Source organism: Arthrobacter sp. DualSoilB13, from assembly GCF_055389195.1.
The window spans coordinates 710,578-726,051 of the sequence record NZ_AP035865.1; the positions used below are offsets into that span (position 1 = coordinate 710,578).

The window sequence follows — 15,474 nt, forward strand, 5'->3', positions numbered from 1 at the left end:
GTTTTTGGTTAGGCGGCCAGGGGTTGCTGGGCGCGGGTTTGGTAGTTGGTGTGGGCTTTGGCTGGTGGTATGCCGCCGGCTCGGCGGTTGGGCCGGCGGCGGTTGTACCAGCCCTCGATGTATTCCATGACACCGGTTCGGGCGGCGAGTCGGGAGCCGTAGCGTTGGTGGTGGTAGAACTCGGTTTTGAGGTGGGAGAAGAAGTTCTCCGCGACGGCGTTGTCCCAGCAGACCCCGACTTTCCCCATGGACTGCGTCACCGAGTTATCGCCGCACCATTTCTGGAATTCATCCGAGGTGTATTGGGTGCCCCGGTCCGAATGGAACACCACCGAGGCCCCGGTCAGGTGGCCGTGGTTGCGGGCCATTTGCAGCGCCGCGGTGCACAGGCTCGCGCGCATGTGCCCGGCCATGGACCAGCCGATGACCATGCCGGAGAAAAGATCGATCACCGTAGCCAGGTAGAGCCAGCCCTCACCCGTGCGCAGGTAGGTGATGTCACCGACCAGGCGGGTTCCGGGCACTGTTGAGGTGAAGTCCCGCTTGCCCTCTGCATCGAGCATGTGGTTCTCGATGTGGGCTGTTTTGGCCTGCGGATCCTGGACGGTAGTTGCCTTCCAGGCCTGGGTGCGGACGGCCCGCAGCCCGTGCTCACGCATGATCGCCCCGACAGTGGGGGCCGAGACCCGCACTCCCTTCTCGTTCAAAAGCAGGGTCAGTTGGTCCCGGCCGGCACGGCCCTTCTCCTCCTTATACAGCTCGGTAACCGCGGCGGCGAGATCCTGATGCCGTACTGCCCGCGGGGATGGCCCGGCCGGGTTGCGCCATCGGTAGAACGAGGCCCTGGAAACCTTCAACGCCCGGCATAGCCAGGCCACGGAATGGTTGGCCTTCTCCGCTTCGATGAACTCGTAGAAGTCCTCTACTTTTGCTTCGCGGCAAAGAAGGCGCTGACTTTTCCCAAGAACTCGACCTCGGCCTTCAATCTCTCGTTCTCAGCCAAGGCTTTCCGGTGTTCATCCCAGGACACCGGGCCCGGGTCCACAGGCTCTAGAGCAGGACCGTCCTGATGTTTTCCCCGGTGCCGATGAAGCCAGTTCCCCAACGTGCTCTCCTTAACCCCGAGCTCGTCAGCGACTTGCTTCACTGAACGATCCGAGGACAACACCAGCTGCACAGCTTCCTTACGGAAAGCCGCATCATATTTTCTTCTAGGACCAGTCATTCTGAAGTCGATCTCCCATCAACCTGTCTCAGAAAACCATACGGCCGCAGTGGCCCGAAAGGGGGTGGGATGTGAGAGAGGGTGCGTGGTGGGAGAATGGAACCGGTGCCGGGCCGAATGCCCCACCAACCACAGTGCTAATACAGCGGGGCACCCTCAATAAGGGGGCCTGCGCGAACCACTACGAAATGGATGACCCATGCCCTCGCCCTCAGGCTCCAGTACCTTGAGCAAGCCCGCGCCGCGCTTTGCGTCGATCGGCTCCCCGTATTTCGGCATCATGCTGGCCATCATGGCCGTGGTGCTGATCCTGTCCAACATCGGCGCCTCCAAGGGCGTTGTGCTCGGGCCGATCATCACCGACGGCGGGTTCTTCCTCTTCCCCATCGCCTACATCCTGGGCGACGTGATGAGCGAGGTCTACGGCTTCAAAGTTGCCCGCAAAGCGATCATTACCTCCTTTGCGTTGTCGGTCTTCGCCTCGCTCTGCTACTGGATCATCATCGTGCTGCCCGGCTTCAACGACGAGTACGGAACCGCCAAGCAGGCTGCCATTGAGGGCGCCCTTGGTCCCGTGCCTCAGATCGTGCTCGCTTCCCTGCTCGCATTCCTGGCAGGACAGACCATCAACTCGTGGATCCTGGTGAAGATGAAGGCCCGCACGGGCGAAAAGAGCCTGTGGGCGCGCCTGATGGGCTCGTCCGTGGTGGGCGAATTCGTGGACACCCTGATTTTCTGCAGCATCGCAGCGTCCGTCATTGGCATCACTGACGCGGGTTCGTTCTTGAACTACGTCCTGGTTGGCTTCGTGTACAAGACCGCCGTGGAGTTCCTGTTCGTACCGGTCACTGTGCTGGTGGTTGGTTGGATCAAGAAGCGCGAACCGAGCTACGGGGCAGCCGCAGCCTAGGCTTGTGCTGAGTTCGCCGGAAACGTGTGAGTTCGCTGCTCCGGCGTTCTCGCGCTGCTCTGGCCACCCTCATCTCCTGAGCGCTTTCAGAACACGCCCTTTGAACTCCTGCTCCTGAAACAGGTCCTTCCATTCCACCCGGATGAAGAACCAGCCGTCCTCTACCAAGGCCTTCTCCCGGCGTCGTTCCTCAAAGATCACCCGGTCAGTCCGGGCGTACTTGAAGTACTTGACCTCCCCGTCGAATTCAAGGGCCACCTTCTCTTTCTTCCATGCGAAGTCCATCCGGTGCCGACCAACCCGACTTTGCACTTCCACTTGCGCCGTGGGCATGGGCAATTTGAGGCGGGCGAGTAGTTCCCTGCACAGAGTTTCGCCAGGAGATTCGGAACTGGGGTCAGCATTGGCCAGGCATCTCTGCAAGGTACGGCAGCCTCGTCGTCCGGAGAAAGTACCTGAGTGGGCTTGCATGAGCTGCTTGTCCGCTCCGAGCCGCAGCCCGTGATCCATGATGATCAACGCTTGCCGGTAATTCAGAGTCTTGGCACAGTCCAGAACAGTCCGCTCAAGGTCGGTGACCCGGAGGAACTCCACAGTGGTGATCTGGGAAGGCGGCAACCGTAGTTTGTGCCCGCGAACATCTTTGCCGAGGCGCTCACTGGATGGGTTGGTGGGAAGTGTGACGTGGATGGTTTGATCCACGTTCCACAGAAAAAGTCCGTGCAGCCTCGCCGCCGACGTGTGGCTATAAACGTAGCCGTCGGTGGACGTGGTGAGGGTTCCGTGTGCATGTGCGTGGATCAGTAGCTTGCCGCGGACGTCATCCGGCTGATTTGCCCATGCCGCGCGGCGTATATAACAGCCGTGGCGCACTCGGATGAGGTCACCCTGGCGGACCAGCGTGCCGATTGCCCGTGAACTGAGTCCCAGTTCATTGAGCTGCCTGGTGCGCCAAAGGGCTCCAAGTTGGGGGAGGGTAGCAGTTGGTTTCTGACTCATCACCCCAGCCTCAGGCAGGCTGGACGCCGAAAGTAGCCCCCGCCGTCGTTATGTGGACAACGGCTCCGGCGATCTCGGCGCGACTAGGAGTAGTACCGGCCTAGCGTCTCCGCCTTGAACTCGAAGAACTCCCCGGAGTCGATGGCCAGGCGGGCGTCGTCCACCATCTTCACCACGAAGCGCTCGTTGTGGATGGAGATGAGCGTTGCCGAGAGCATTTCCTTGGCCTTGAACAGGTGATGGATGTACGCGCGCGAGTAGTTCACGCACGTGTAGCAGTCGCAGCCATCCTGCAGTGGTCCGAAATCGGCCTTGTACTTAGCCCCGGACAGGTTGAACCGGCCAAAGGGCGTGTAGAACGCGGAATTCCTGGCCACACGGGTGGGGGAGACGCAGTCAAAAGTGTCGGCGCCGTTCTCGATTGCCGTGAAGATATCGTCCGGCTCGGAGATGCCCAGCAGGTGCCGTGGCTTGTTCTCCGGCAATTCCTCATTGCACCAGCGCACAATAGTGCCCAGGTTCTCCTTCTCCAGCGCACCGCCGATCCCGTACCCGTCAAAGGGCATGGCGCCGAGGTCCTGGCATGCCGTGCGGCGCAGGTCCTCATACTGGGCTCCCTGGATCACCCCGAACAGGGCCTGGTACGGCTTGCCCTCGCGGGAGGCGGTTAGGGAAGCATGCTCCTCCAGGCACCGCAGCGCCCACAACCGGGTCCGTTCCAGCGACTCCTCCTGGTACGCCCGCGAGTTCTGCAGTGTGGTGAGTTCGTCGAAGGCAAACATGATGTCCGCGCCGATCTGGTGCTGTACCTGCATGGAAATCTCAGGGGAGAAGCGGTGCCGGTCCCCGTTGAGGTGCGACTTGAACCAGACGCCGTCGTCGTCAATGTGTGCCAGCCGTTCCTTGCCCGGAGCCACAGCGTCATCAGGCCCGGAGCTGTCCACATTCTTCATATCGATGACCTTCTTGAACCCCGAGCCCAGGCTCATCACCTGGAATCCGCCGGAGTCGGTGAAGGTCGGCCCGGACCAGTTCATGAAGGCACCCAGTCCGCCCGCGGCGTCCAGGATTTCCGCTCCCGGCTGCAGGTACAGGTGGTACGCGTTGGCCAGCACGGCCTGCGCGCCAAGGTCCGCAACGGACTCGGGCAGTACGGCTTTGACCGTGGCTTTGGTTCCGACGGCGATGAACGCGGGCGTCTGAATGGTTCCGTGCGGCGTGGTGATGGTTCCGGTGCGGCCCAGGAAAGAACCGCCGTTGGCGGCTATCTGGGCGTCCGACGGCGAGCACGTCTCGGTCAGGCGCTGGCCCACCGAAAAGGAGAACTCGGATTGCCGGCGGGACAAACCGGGCAGCGCAGGGGAAGATGCAGGGGCAGATGAGGAAGCTGGCACGCTTCCAAGTGTGCCAGCTTTACCGTGAGTAACCCGCCGGACAAACCCTAGGACCCGTACTTCTCAGCTTTCCAGTTGTCCCACGAGGACCGGATGTCCGCCAAAGTGTGGGCCCCCAAATCGTAAGTGGAGGCAATCACCATGGAGCCGCCGTCGGGCCTTTTCTCCGGAATGGGCAGTTGCTCGGCCACGATCAGCAGCCCGTCCCCGTGCTCGGCGTAGCTGTGAACGGTGAGGCCCACTTGGTGCCGGCTCTTGAACCACACCTTGCCGGAGATCTTCTCCCCGGTGGCAAGCGTGAGCGAGTATTCCTCCCCAACGGGTGGAAGATCACCGAGCCCCAATTTTTCGATCGCAGGCCCGCCTTTGCCGGGCAGGGACAGGAAGTGCGTCCTGCGGTGCCCGTGGGGGTGCCGTTCCAAGGCGAAACGCAGCTGGTGCAGGAACGTGAGCCAGCCCTGGGTGATGTCCTCGTCCCAGTCCGCCCATTCCGAATTGTGGTCCAGGGCGGCCCGGGTGACCTTCACTTCGGTGCCTCCGGAGACCGGGTGGAGCTCAAAAATGTCACCGCCGTTGACGGTCAGGCTTGTGTGATCGGGCCCCTCCACCACATCGGTGTTGAAGTAAATTTGTTTGATTTCGTCGGTGAGATCGTCAGCTTCCCAGCCGTGCCATTGAGCCACCAGCGACGGTTCGCGCAGCATTGTCCAAACCTGCTGCGCGTCGGCATTAACCACAACGCTCAGATTGTTCGTCATGGACCCGAATCTACCGTCGTTGGCGCCTACATAACAGGTCTTGACAGCCCCCAATGACGGTTAGGCACGGACCGATTCCAGTTCGTTGCCGATCCGCCGGGCCAGCTCTTCCTCGCCGATGGTCATGGAGCCCCCGTGGGCGCGCAGGAACATCAGCGCTTCAAGCCGGAGGAACCGCCATTCGCGCTCGGCCTCACGATTCCCATTGTCGATCGCGCGGAAGATTTCCTTGTCATACAGGTTGGGTTCGTTGAGTGAGCGCTGGCGCACGCGGGCGTTGATCCGGGCCTTGAAGGGGTCTTCTTCCTGGGACTCCGGCGCACGCAGCAGTTTCTCGTACACAGCGGCGCGCTCGGATTGGCCGGCTTCGCGGCAGATGAAACTGGACAGCGCCAGCGCCCGTTCGATCGAGGCCCAGCGGTCCAGGTTGCCGTCAAAGGGCAGCACGTTCAGCAGATCGGCCACGGCCAGGGCGTGGTCCGGATCGCGCAGCACGATGCACAGGTCGAAGGCAAGATCACTGAGGTCCCGGAGGCAGCTCCCGGATTTGGTGTTGATGCCCTTCGCCAGCCGTTCCGCCAGGACCTGCACGCCGTTCTTGCCCTTGTGGTTGGCGGCCGCGGCACGGACCACGGCTTCGGGCGTGCCGTCGGGCTCCGGAATGAGCGCAAGCTCCTCGGCGGTGGGGCCGGTGTACGTTGGTGGGGTCTCCGGGCGGGGAGGCACGACGACGGCGGCTCCGGCTTGCGCTTGGGCGTCGCCTTCCGCGGGGGTGCTGGTGCGGGAGTGGCCGGACTCGGAAGCGGTGGTGGCGTTCAGGGCTGCGTCGGCGGAGGAGTCCGAGGCGCTTGAGTCCGCGCCGGAGTCGGCCGGAACACCGTCGCCCACAGGAACACTGGACCCTGTAGCGATCCGCACCGTGCCGCCGTCCACCATTGTTACCAGCAGCAGCGCTGCTACGCCGTAATCGTCGTTTTGCACCTCAACGGCGGCGATTTCCTCGGCCGGGCCATCCCCGGGCGGGAACACAAAATCGCCGGGCTGCAGGTCCCCAGCCTGCTTTTCTCTGTACTGCTGTGTGGCTGGGCTGTGAGTCATCGGAAATCCTTTGGTTCTCGTGGGGTCCGCCGTCCAGTCTACAAAGACCAGCCGGCGCAAGGGCCGGGACCCGCTAGAGAACGATGCCCGAGAAAGCCAGTGCCTGCCGCACGAGGTTCCCGCGACCGCCGTCGAATTCCTGCTGGACGTTCTCGCTCAGCACCTCTTGGGGCGTCATCCACGTCAGTTCCAGGGCGTCCTGGCGCGGTTCACATTCACCGGTGACGGGGATGACGTAGGCCAGCGAGACGGCGTGCTGGCGGTCATCCGTGAAACCGGTCTGTGACGGGGCAGGGAAGTACTCGGCCACCGTGAAAGGAACGGGGCTGATGGGCAGCTGCGGGAAGGCCAAGGGGCCTAGGTCCTTTTCCATGTGCCGCAGCAGTGCCGCGCGGATGGTCTCGCGGTACAGAACGCGGCCGGAGACGAGGTAGCGGACCATGTTTCCGTCGGCGTCGCCCTGCAGGAGTGTGCCCACCTCATTGACATAGCCGAGCGGATCCAGCCTGACCGGAACGGCCTCCACATAGACCATGGGGAGTCGGCCGCGGGCTTCGAAGAGGTCTTCGTCAGAAAGCCAGCCTGGATACGGGTCGGGTGTACGTACGCTCATGGTTAAGTTCTACCGCATCACCCGCCGAACTTCCTTGGCGGCGCTGCCGTGGCTGCGTGGTTACGCTCTCGGCAGTATTAGAGGGCCAGGATCGACTCGAGCGGTTCCCCGGATGCTATGCGGGCAAGGATGGCGGGCTCCGCGGCGTCCGACTGCAGCGCTCTTTCCAGGACATCCCGGGCAGTTTCCGGTGAAAGAACAATCAGTCCGTTGTCGTCTCCGAGCACCAGGTCGCCGGGGTTGACCTCTGTCCCTCCGCAGCGCACAGGGACATTGACGGCGGAACCTGTGCCATGGAGCCGTTTGGTAGTGAGGCACGATGTCCCGCGGGCAAACACCGGCAGACCTGTCTGCCGCAGTTCCAGAACGTCAGTGGCCATGCCATCAACCACGACGGCGGCAGCACCTTGTGCGAGTGCCGCGGCTGCCGTGACGGCCCCCACGGGCGCATGATGGTGGTCTCCGAGCATGTCCACCACCAGGACGTCGCCCGGCCGGAGTGCCAGGAGTGCGTGGTTCATGGCGATGGCATCGTGGTCCGCGATTCGGACTGTGACGGCGGGTCCGGCTATTTTCACGTTTGCATGCAGGGACTGGATAGCGGGGGAGACGAATCCGTCCTCGAGGAAGTGGCCGATGGTCGGGTAGCTGACGTCGGTCAGGTCCTTCAGGAGTGTTGGACTCACGGGGTTACCTCCGCTTTCTGCGCAAGGACAGCTACGCATTCGATTTCCAAGGACACGCCCCACAGGCTCACGCACACGGTGGTCCGGGCCGGTTTGGCGGTGCCGAAGTACTCCGCGTACACGCGGTTGTACTCCTCAAGTTGGTCCTGGCTGGTCAAGTAGGTGTTGACCTTGACCACGTGCTCCAGGCTGGATCCTGCGGCTTCCAAGACGCCGTCGAGGTTCTGGATGGTTTGCCGGACTTGTTCTTCGAAGGTCTCCGGCTGATCATCCAGTCCAGTGATGGCCGGTATCTGGCCGGAGGTGAACACAAAACCGTTCGCAATGACCGCCGGGGAAAAAGGCCCGACGGCGGGCGCCTGGCCGGGGATACCGGCCAGGCGCCCGATGGTGGTGACGGTCACCGCGCTGCCGCGGCTTCCGTGGAGCCAGCGGACGCCGGTGCCTCATCGACGGCGTCGATGTTGCCGTACCGGGTCTCGGTCAGTAGGAAGAGTGCAACCAAGGACAGTCCGGCCGCGGCCATGATGTACCAGGCGATCGAGGAGCTCTGCCCCGTCATGCCCAACAACCAGGTAGTGACGAACGGGGTGGCGGCGCTGCCTAGGAGGCCGGATAGCATGTAGGCCACCGACAGGCCGGAGTAGCGGACCTTGGACCCGAAGAGCTCGGCCAGGAAGGTGGCGATGGGTCCGTAGTTGGCGCAGAACGCGGTCATCATGGCCAGGTAGGCCACGAACAGCAGTGCCACCGACTTGGTGTCCATGAGCCAGAACATCGGGAACGCGAGGGCGGCCTCGGCAGCAACACCGGCGAAGATGATGGGCTTGCGCCCGAACTTGTCCGATAGCTTTCCGAAGAACGGGATGAGGAACAGCCCCAGGACGCAGGAAGCCAGGACCACCCAGAGCATCAGGCTCTCGGAGTGGCCGAGTTCCTTCTTGCCGTAGGAGACGCCGGAGGCTACCAGCAGGGTGAACGTGCTGCCCGTGGACAGGGTTGCGACGCCGCCGAGGACAACCTGCTTCCAATACTTGGCCATCAGCGCAGCGAACGGCATTTTCGCCTTGGCGCCGGCGGTCTTGACTGCCTGGAACGACGGAGTTTCCTCGATGTGCAGGCGGATGTAGATGCCCACAGTGACAAGGAGGACTGAGGCCAGGAACGGGATGCGCCAGCCCCATGAATAGAGGGCTTCGGTGCTGACCGTGGAGGCAACAATCAGGAAGGCTACGTTCGCAATCAGGGTGCCGGCGGGAACCCCCACCTGTACCAGTGAACCGTAGAAGCCGCGCCGGGTAGGGGGCGCGTGTTCAACTGTCATGAGCACGGCACCGCCCCATTCGCCGCCGAGGGCCAGGCCTTGGATGACACGGAGGAAGAGCAACAGAAGTGGCGCCATGATGCCGATGCTGTTGTAGTCGGGCAGCAGGCCGATGGCGAAGGTAGCCGCTCCCATGGTCAGGAGGGAAACCAGCAGCATGGACTTGCGGCCCAATCGGTCACCGAAGTGGCCGAAGATGATGGCGCCCACCATGCGGGCAATGTAGGCGGAAGCGAACGTACCGAAGGCCAGCATGGTGCCGACGATCGGATCAAAGCTGGGGAAGAAGATCTTGTTGAAGACAAGGGCCGACGCCGTCCCGAAGACGAAAAGGTCGTACCACTCGACGGTGGTGCCAATAACGCTGGCGAGGGCAATCTTGCGCATCTTTGCCAGGTCAAGCCTGGACGATGATGCGGAGGCAGTATCTACCGTATGGGCCATCTGATTCTCCGGATGCGGTGCGGGGACGAATGTCCGGTGCAAGGTAGCTACAACTATGGTGTGTGCCCGATCACACCATCAATGGCATAACTCCCATCAAAACTGGCCCGGGAATGTGAAAACACACACCGAAGCCACGGTGCACGGAATTCCCGACGACGGGCCTCCTGGTGGGGCCTGCCTGCCTGCCGCCGTGGCTTGGTGACCTCATTTTGGTCCCAGCCGGGTCGAGATCAACCCTTTCCGGTCACTTTTCACCCTCGCCGCCGGAAAACAGGGTCAGGTAGCAACGCGGCAGCGGCCGGTCATGCCCAGGCCACTACCAGCCGGGCCGTCTTCGCGGGAACAGCGAGATCGATTCCCGTCAGTTCCTGGAATCGATTGAGCCTGTTGAGAATGGTGTTGCGGTGGCAAAACAATTGCTCGGAGGTAACTGTGACATTGCCGGTGGCCAGATAGTTCCGGACCGTCTCCAGCAGGCGTTCGCGCTCGCCGCCCCGGCACTCCGCCAAAGCCTCTTCGAGTTCGGCGGCAAGGTCGAGGCCGGCGTCCTGCAGGTTCTGCTGGGCCAGCCGGGCCCAGGCCGAATCGGCCGACAGCGGGCCGGCGTCGCGGGGGCGAAGCAGCGCCGCCAGGCTTTCAGCGGTGCGGGCCGCTCCGGGAAGTGCGCGCAGTCCAAGGACCTCAGGCACGTAGCCGCAGGGGACGTTCACGACGCCGGGTGGCAGCTGCTGGCTGTCGGGTTCCGGGCTGCGCGTCTCGCCCCGGGGTTCCGGACCGCGGGTCCGGGTGGCAGGCAGAGCCCAGAAGACATACGTGTTGCCGCCCGACTCATGGAGGAACAGCCGCTGCCGGGAGTGCTGTCCTGATCCGAACTGGGACGTTGCTGCCCGCAGCCGTGCACCAGGTTCACCGCTGGCCGCTACCAAGGCGAAGCGTGATTCGGGATTGATGCCCAAAGCCGAAGCCACTTGCGCGGAGGTTTCCTGCGAGGGGGTGCTCTGGTTGAAGAGGCGGGCAATGAACTCGCGCTGAATGCTTGATTCTTCCTGGGCCATCCTGACGCGCTCGGTCAGGTAGCTCGTGTGCGTCCGGGTGGCGAATTCGTCCACCACACTCCATACCTGGTCCACCCGTGTGGCCAGCAACGCGGCGTCCTCGGTGTGGGCGATCTCCAGCAGCTCGGCCCAGAGAATGCTGAAGTCCAACCGGACGGCAGAGGTGAGGGACTCCGGCGGAATGCCGGCCCTTGCGCGCTTGGATCCAAGGTCGGAAGCGAAGTCGAGCAGGCCATCACGGCTGTCCGTCCTGCCATTCCTCAAGCCGCTGATTAGCCGCCGGAATGTCTCCCGTGCGGTCTCCTGGATTTCCAGGACCGTCACCTGGCTTTCGCCGTACTCGGGGATCTCGCGGACCCTCGTGGTGAAGGCTTGGGCCAGGGTGTCCAGCCGGCCTTCAAGCTGATCCACCAGTTCAGTCCAACGAACGGCGTGCCCGGATGTCTCGGAATTGTGCATTCACACATTCTAGCGCCATGTTTCCGTGATGGATTGCTAGTCATTTTGGGAAAAACTACTGGCACTATGGATTGAGTCACACAAATTTGCCCGGGCATCCCCAAGGTCCGGTCCCGTTCGCACTCATGGAGCAACAATGGCAAGCACGGTCAGCGGAGCCACGGACACCAGTCCCAAGGCAGTACGCGTCGTCGATGAAAGCGTCACCAAGAAGGTGGCCCTCGCGGCCCTGGTGGGTACTGCGCTGGAATGGTACGACTTCTTCCTGTTCACCACAGCTGCTGCGCTGGTGTTCAACGCACAGTTCTTCGTTTCCCAAGACCCTTTTGTAGCAGCCATGGGATCCTTCGCTACCTTGGCCGTCGGCTTCGTGGCCCGCCCCATCGGTGGTTTCATCTTCGGCGCCCTGGGTGACAAGGTGGGTCGCAAGAAGATCCTCATGGTCACCATCGTGGGTATCGGCATTGTCACCGGCCTCATCGGTCTGCTTCCGAACTACATGACCATCGGCCTGGCGGCGCCTATTCTCCTGGTGGCCCTGCGCATCGTTCAGGGCCTCGCAGTCGGCGGTGAGTGGAGCGGCGCGGTGATCATCGCCGTCGAAAACGCTCCTGTGGAGAAGCGTGCACGCTACGCGGCCCTGCCGCAGATCGGTTCCCCGATCGGTACCATCCTTTCTTCCGGTGGCTTCTTCGGCATGTTGTTCCTGGTGGGTCAGAGCAACTTTGACGCGTGGGGCTGGCGCATCCCGTTCATCGCCGCGATCCCGCTGCTGGCAATCTCACTCTGGATCCGCAGCCGCCTGAGCGAATCACCCGAATTCGAAGCCCTCATGGAGTCCGGTGAGACCGAACATGCTCCCATCCGTGGAGTTCTGAAGAACAGCTGGCGCCAGATCCTGGTGGGCATGTGCTCGGCGCTGCTCGGCATCGGTGGCTTCTACCTCATCACCAGCTTTGTGGTCTTCTACGGCACCAAGGTGCTCAAGCTGCCCTCCGAACTCCTGCTCTTGGGCACCCTGTTGGCTGCAGCACTTGAGATCGGCGCCCTCATCTGGGCCGGGCGGCTCGGCGAAAAGTTCGGCGCCAGTAAGGTCATCCTGTGGGGCGGTGTTGCCTCGGCCGCTATCGCAGTTCCCGTTTTCCTGGCCATCGACTCCCGCAACCCCGTCCTGGTGGTCCTAGGCATGATGATCGGCGTTGCTGTCCTCTCCATCCCATACGCCGTCTCCGGCACCGCGCTGACTGCCCTGTTCGCCACGAAGGTCCGCTACACCGGCGTCGCCATCACTTCCAACACTGCGGGCGTTATCTCCGGCTTCGTGCCGCTGATCGCCACCGCGCTGGTGGCCGCCAACAACTCCTTCTGGCCCGGCGCCATCATCCTGCTGGTCGTGTCCGCACTGACGGCACTTTCCGGCCTGTTCCTCCCCGCCCTTTCCATCGAAGAAGAAGGAATGAAGCATTGAGCACAACCACTGCCGGCCACTTGATTGTTGGCCAACTGGAACGGGCAGGCGTCAAGCGCGTCTACACCGTGCCGGGTGAGAGCTTCCTCGACGTCCTGGATGGCCTGCACGGTTCGCCGATCCAGAACGTGGTGGCCCGCCAGGAAGGCGGCGCCGGATTCATGGCACTGGCCGAAGGCCGGCTCACTGAGCTTCCCGGCATCGCCATGGTGACCCGTGGCCCGGGCGCAGCCAATGCCTTCATCGCCATACACACCGCCTACCAGGATGCCACTCCGCTGATCCTGTTCGTCGGCCTGATCCCGGTGGCCGACCGTGGCCGCGAGTCGTTCCAGGAGTTCGACATCAACGCCTGGTTCGGCAGCACAGCCAAGAAAGTAGTGACGCTCGACGACGCAGCTTCCGCCGCCCGCGTGGTGGACGACGCCATCTTCACCGCCCTCAGTGGACGCCCCGGACCCGTGGTGATCGGCCTGCCGGAGGACGTGCTGGTGCATGTGGTGGAGAACGCCACCGTCGAACCCCGCAGGATTGCCCGTCCAGAGCCGGCCCCCGCGGAGCTGGCTGAGCTGACCCAGAAGCTGGAGAAGGCACGCAAGCCGCTGGCCGTCGTCGGCGGTGAAGGCTGGACCCAGGAGTCCGGCGAGCAGCTGGCCGCCTGGGCGAGCCGACACAGCGTCCCGGTGGTTGCCGATTTCAGGGCTTACGACGCCGTTCCCCACCGCAGTGACGCCTACGCCGGCTACTTGGGCTACGGCCGCAGCGACGCCAACGCCCAGCGCCTGGACGACGCCGATCTGCTCGTTTTTGTGGGCTGTGTCCGCGGCGACGTCCTCTCCGATGGCTACAAACGCGGACTCGACGCCGAGACCGTCGTGGTCAACGCCGACGCAAACCTCCTGGGCCACTTCGGCCGGGTGGACCAGCACATCATCGCGGACGTCGCCGCGTTCGCCACCGCGTTGGCTGGCACTCATGCGGCTGGCGAACGCCAGGAAGGCTGGTTCGCCAGCGCCCGCGCCGAGCAGCTCACCTTCTCCACGCCCCGGCCCGACGGCGGTATCGGTGTGGACCTGGGCGTCGCCATGGAGGTCCTCACAAAGGAAATGGCCGACGACGCCGTCCTCACCTTCGGTGCGGGAAACCACGCCCTGTGGCCCGCCCGGTACCTGGGCCACAACTCGGCCAACTCCTTGGCCGCTCCGCGCAACGGGGCCATGGGCATGGGCATTCCCGCAGCCGTGGCAGCCTCGCTGGCATATCCCGGCCGTCAGGTCATTTCCGTGGCCGGCGACGGCTGCTTCATGATGAACGGCCAGGAAATCGCCACGGCCATGGGCTACGGCGCCGCGTTCATCGTCTTGGTGGTGGACAACGGCATCTTCGCCACCATCCGCGAACATCAGGAAGCGCATTACCCGGACCGGCCCTCAGGTACGCACATGACCAACCCGGACTTCGCCGCACTCGCCCGTTCCTACGGCGGCTACGGCGAGCGGGTGGAGCGAACGGAAGACTTCGCGGCCGCGTTCCGCCGCGCCGTCGACTCCGGCCTCCCGGCCCTGTTGCACTTGCCGCAGGACCCCACCACGCGTTCCCCCAAGACTTCAACCAACTGACCGGAGCCCTTACCGTGATCCAGCTTCAGAACATCATCAACGGCGAGTCCGTGGACGCCGCGGCCAGCCTGCCGTTCTTCGACCCCGCCACGGGCCAGCAGATCGGCACCGCGCCGGACAGTGACGCTGCCGCCGTCGACGCCGCCTTCCAGGCCGCTGCCGCAGCTTTCAAGAGCTACAAGCGCACGACGCCGGGAACGCGCCAGTCGCTGCTGTTGCAGCTGGCCGACCTCATCGAGGCGAACGTTGACCGTCTGCTCGAGGCTGAGGTGGCCTGCACCGGAAAGCCTGCCGCACTCACCAAAGAGCTTGAAATCCTGCGCGGCGCGGACCAACTGCGCTTCTTTGCCGGGGCATGCCGGGTGGTTTCCGGTACGGCCCAGACCGAATACGTGGAGGGTTTCTCTTCCACCATCAGGCGCGAACCCATTGGTGTGGTGGCCCAGATTACGCCGTGGAACTACCCGTTCATGATGGCCATCTGGAAGATTGGTCCGGCCCTGGCTGCGGGCAACACCTTGGTCCTCAAGCCTGCCGACACCACCCCCTGGTCCACCTTGGTCCTGGGTGAGCTGGCACAGCAGGTTTACCCGGCAGGCGTAGTGAACATCGTGTGCGGCGGCCGCGAGGCCGGTGCCGCGATGGTGGAGCATGACATCCCGGAGATGGTCTCCATTACGGGCTCCACCCGGGCCGGTGCGCAGGTCATGTCCGCGGCGTCCAAAACCCTCAAGGATGTCCACCTGGAGCTGGGCGGCAAGGCGCCCGCTGTGGTGTTTGCCGACGTCGATATCCAGCGGACCGCCAGCGAAATCGCCCTGGCTGCCTTCTTCAACGCCGGGCAGGACTGTACTGCGGTGACCCGCGTCCTGGTCCACCAGGATATTCATACGGAGTTCGCGGCTGCCCTGGCTGACGCCGCTGCTGCTTTGAAAGTGGGATCGGACCTCGGTCCACTCAATAGTGCCGCGCAGTTGGATCGGGTGGAGGGCTTCATGTCCCGCCTGCCTGCCAACGCCCGCGTCCTCGCCGGCGGCAAGCGCACCGGGACAGGCTTCTACTTTGAGCCGACGGTGATCGACGGCGTCTTCCAGACAGACGAGGTAGTGTGCGACGAAATCTTCGGCCCCGTGCTGACCGTTCAGCCGTTCGCCACCGAGGAGGAAGCGATCGAACTCGCCAACGGCACCAAGTACGCCCTGGCATCCAGCGTGTGGTCCGAGAACCACGGCGTGGTCACTCGTGTGTCCATGGAGCTGGACTTCGGAGCCGTCTGGATCAACTGCCACCAGGTGATCCCGGCCGAAGCACCGCACGGCGGATTCAAGCATTCGGGTACGGGCAAGGACCTCTCTGTCTATGGACTTGAGGACTACACGCGCATCAAGTCCGTCACCACCTCCCACCGCTAGAACCTGA

At 63.4% G+C, this 15,474-nt stretch carries 14 protein-coding genes; 4 read left to right on the forward strand and 10 right to left on the reverse strand.

What is annotated here, in order from left to right; all coding sequences use genetic code 11:
- Positions 1-8: 8 nt before the first annotated feature.
- A protein-coding gene (locus tag ACZ5J0_RS03475) for an IS3 family transposase (RefSeq protein ID WP_464094185.1) occupies positions 9-1,225 on the reverse strand; the annotation gives its coding sequence in 2 pieces (ribosomal slippage) (positions 9-961 and positions 961-1,225; 1,218 coding nt in all).
- 199 nt (positions 1,226-1,424) lie between these two features.
- On the opposite strand from ACZ5J0_RS03475, the gene ACZ5J0_RS03480 reads away from it, so the two are divergent.
- Complete coding sequence (locus ACZ5J0_RS03480; RefSeq protein ID WP_223941754.1) at positions 1,425-2,135, forward strand: queuosine precursor transporter; 711 nt, start codon at positions 1,425-1,427, stop codon at positions 2,133-2,135.
- A 69-nt stretch (positions 2,136-2,204) separates the two neighbouring features.
- On the opposite strand, the gene ACZ5J0_RS03485 is transcribed toward ACZ5J0_RS03480, so the two are convergent.
- From ACZ5J0_RS03485 to ACZ5J0_RS03525, 9 genes are all read right to left on the reverse strand, one after another.
- Entirely contained in the window at positions 2,205-3,134 is a 930-nt protein-coding gene (locus tag ACZ5J0_RS03485) for a type IV toxin-antitoxin system AbiEi family antitoxin domain-containing protein (RefSeq protein ID WP_464094186.1), read from the reverse strand.
- A gap of 83 nt (positions 3,135-3,217) precedes the next feature.
- On the reverse strand, positions 3,218-4,528 hold the full coding sequence (tgt, locus tag ACZ5J0_RS03490) for a tRNA guanosine(34) transglycosylase Tgt (protein WP_464094187.1): 1,311 nt from the start codon (positions 4,526-4,528) through the stop codon (positions 3,218-3,220).
- 47 nt (positions 4,529-4,575) lie between these two features.
- Complete coding sequence (locus ACZ5J0_RS03495) at positions 4,576-5,286, reverse strand: SRPBCC family protein (protein WP_142936689.1); 711 nt, start codon at positions 5,284-5,286, stop codon at positions 4,576-4,578.
- Between the two features lie 60 nt (positions 5,287-5,346).
- Positions 5,347-6,384: a DUF6707 family protein gene (locus ACZ5J0_RS03500; RefSeq protein ID WP_464094188.1), complete on the reverse strand. Its 1,038-nt coding sequence runs from the start codon at positions 6,382-6,384 to the stop codon at positions 5,347-5,349.
- 73 nt (positions 6,385-6,457) lie between these two features.
- On the reverse strand, positions 6,458-6,997 hold the full coding sequence (locus ACZ5J0_RS03505; protein WP_024819523.1) for an NUDIX hydrolase family protein: 540 nt from the start codon (positions 6,995-6,997) through the stop codon (positions 6,458-6,460).
- 77 nt (positions 6,998-7,074) lie between these two features.
- Entirely contained in the window at positions 7,075-7,683 is a 609-nt protein-coding gene (locus ACZ5J0_RS03510; protein WP_142936687.1) for an RraA family protein, read from the reverse strand.
- The gene (locus ACZ5J0_RS03515) at positions 7,680-8,087 is read right to left on the reverse strand and encodes a RidA family protein (RefSeq protein WP_166843139.1); all 408 of its coding nucleotides are present in this window, start codon (positions 8,085-8,087) and stop codon (positions 7,680-7,682) included. Before ACZ5J0_RS03515 ends, ACZ5J0_RS03510 begins: the two co-directional genes overlap by 4 nt.
- A complete protein-coding gene (locus tag ACZ5J0_RS03520) occupies positions 8,084-9,451 on the reverse strand; it encodes an MFS transporter (protein ID WP_162520262.1) in 1,368 nt (455 codons plus the stop codon). Before ACZ5J0_RS03520 ends, ACZ5J0_RS03515 begins: the two co-directional genes overlap by 4 nt.
- Before the next feature lie 305 nt (positions 9,452-9,756).
- On the reverse strand, positions 9,757-10,968 hold the full coding sequence (locus tag ACZ5J0_RS03525; RefSeq protein ID WP_142936685.1) for a PucR family transcriptional regulator: 1,212 nt from the start codon (positions 10,966-10,968) through the stop codon (positions 9,757-9,759).
- Positions 10,969-11,104: 136 nt separating this feature from the next.
- On the opposite strand from ACZ5J0_RS03525, the gene ACZ5J0_RS03530 reads away from it, so the two are divergent.
- Genes ACZ5J0_RS03530 through ACZ5J0_RS03540 form a run of 3 tightly spaced genes read left to right on the forward strand, consistent with a single transcriptional unit; the run spans position 11,105 to position 15,467 of the window.
- Positions 11,105-12,436: an MFS transporter gene (locus tag ACZ5J0_RS03530; RefSeq protein ID WP_142936684.1), complete on the forward strand. Its 1,332-nt coding sequence runs from the start codon at positions 11,105-11,107 to the stop codon at positions 12,434-12,436.
- Positions 12,433-14,055 (forward strand): thiamine pyrophosphate-dependent enzyme, encoded by a 1,623-nt coding sequence (locus ACZ5J0_RS03535; RefSeq protein ID WP_142936683.1) that lies wholly within the window; start codon positions 12,433-12,435, stop codon positions 14,053-14,055. The genes ACZ5J0_RS03530 and ACZ5J0_RS03535 overlap by 4 nt, the downstream gene beginning before the upstream one ends.
- A 14-nt stretch (positions 14,056-14,069) precedes the next feature.
- Positions 14,070-15,467: a gamma-aminobutyraldehyde dehydrogenase gene (locus ACZ5J0_RS03540; RefSeq protein WP_464094189.1), complete on the forward strand. Its 1,398-nt coding sequence runs from the start codon at positions 14,070-14,072 to the stop codon at positions 15,465-15,467.
- The last annotated feature ends 7 nt before the right edge of the window (positions 15,468-15,474 follow it).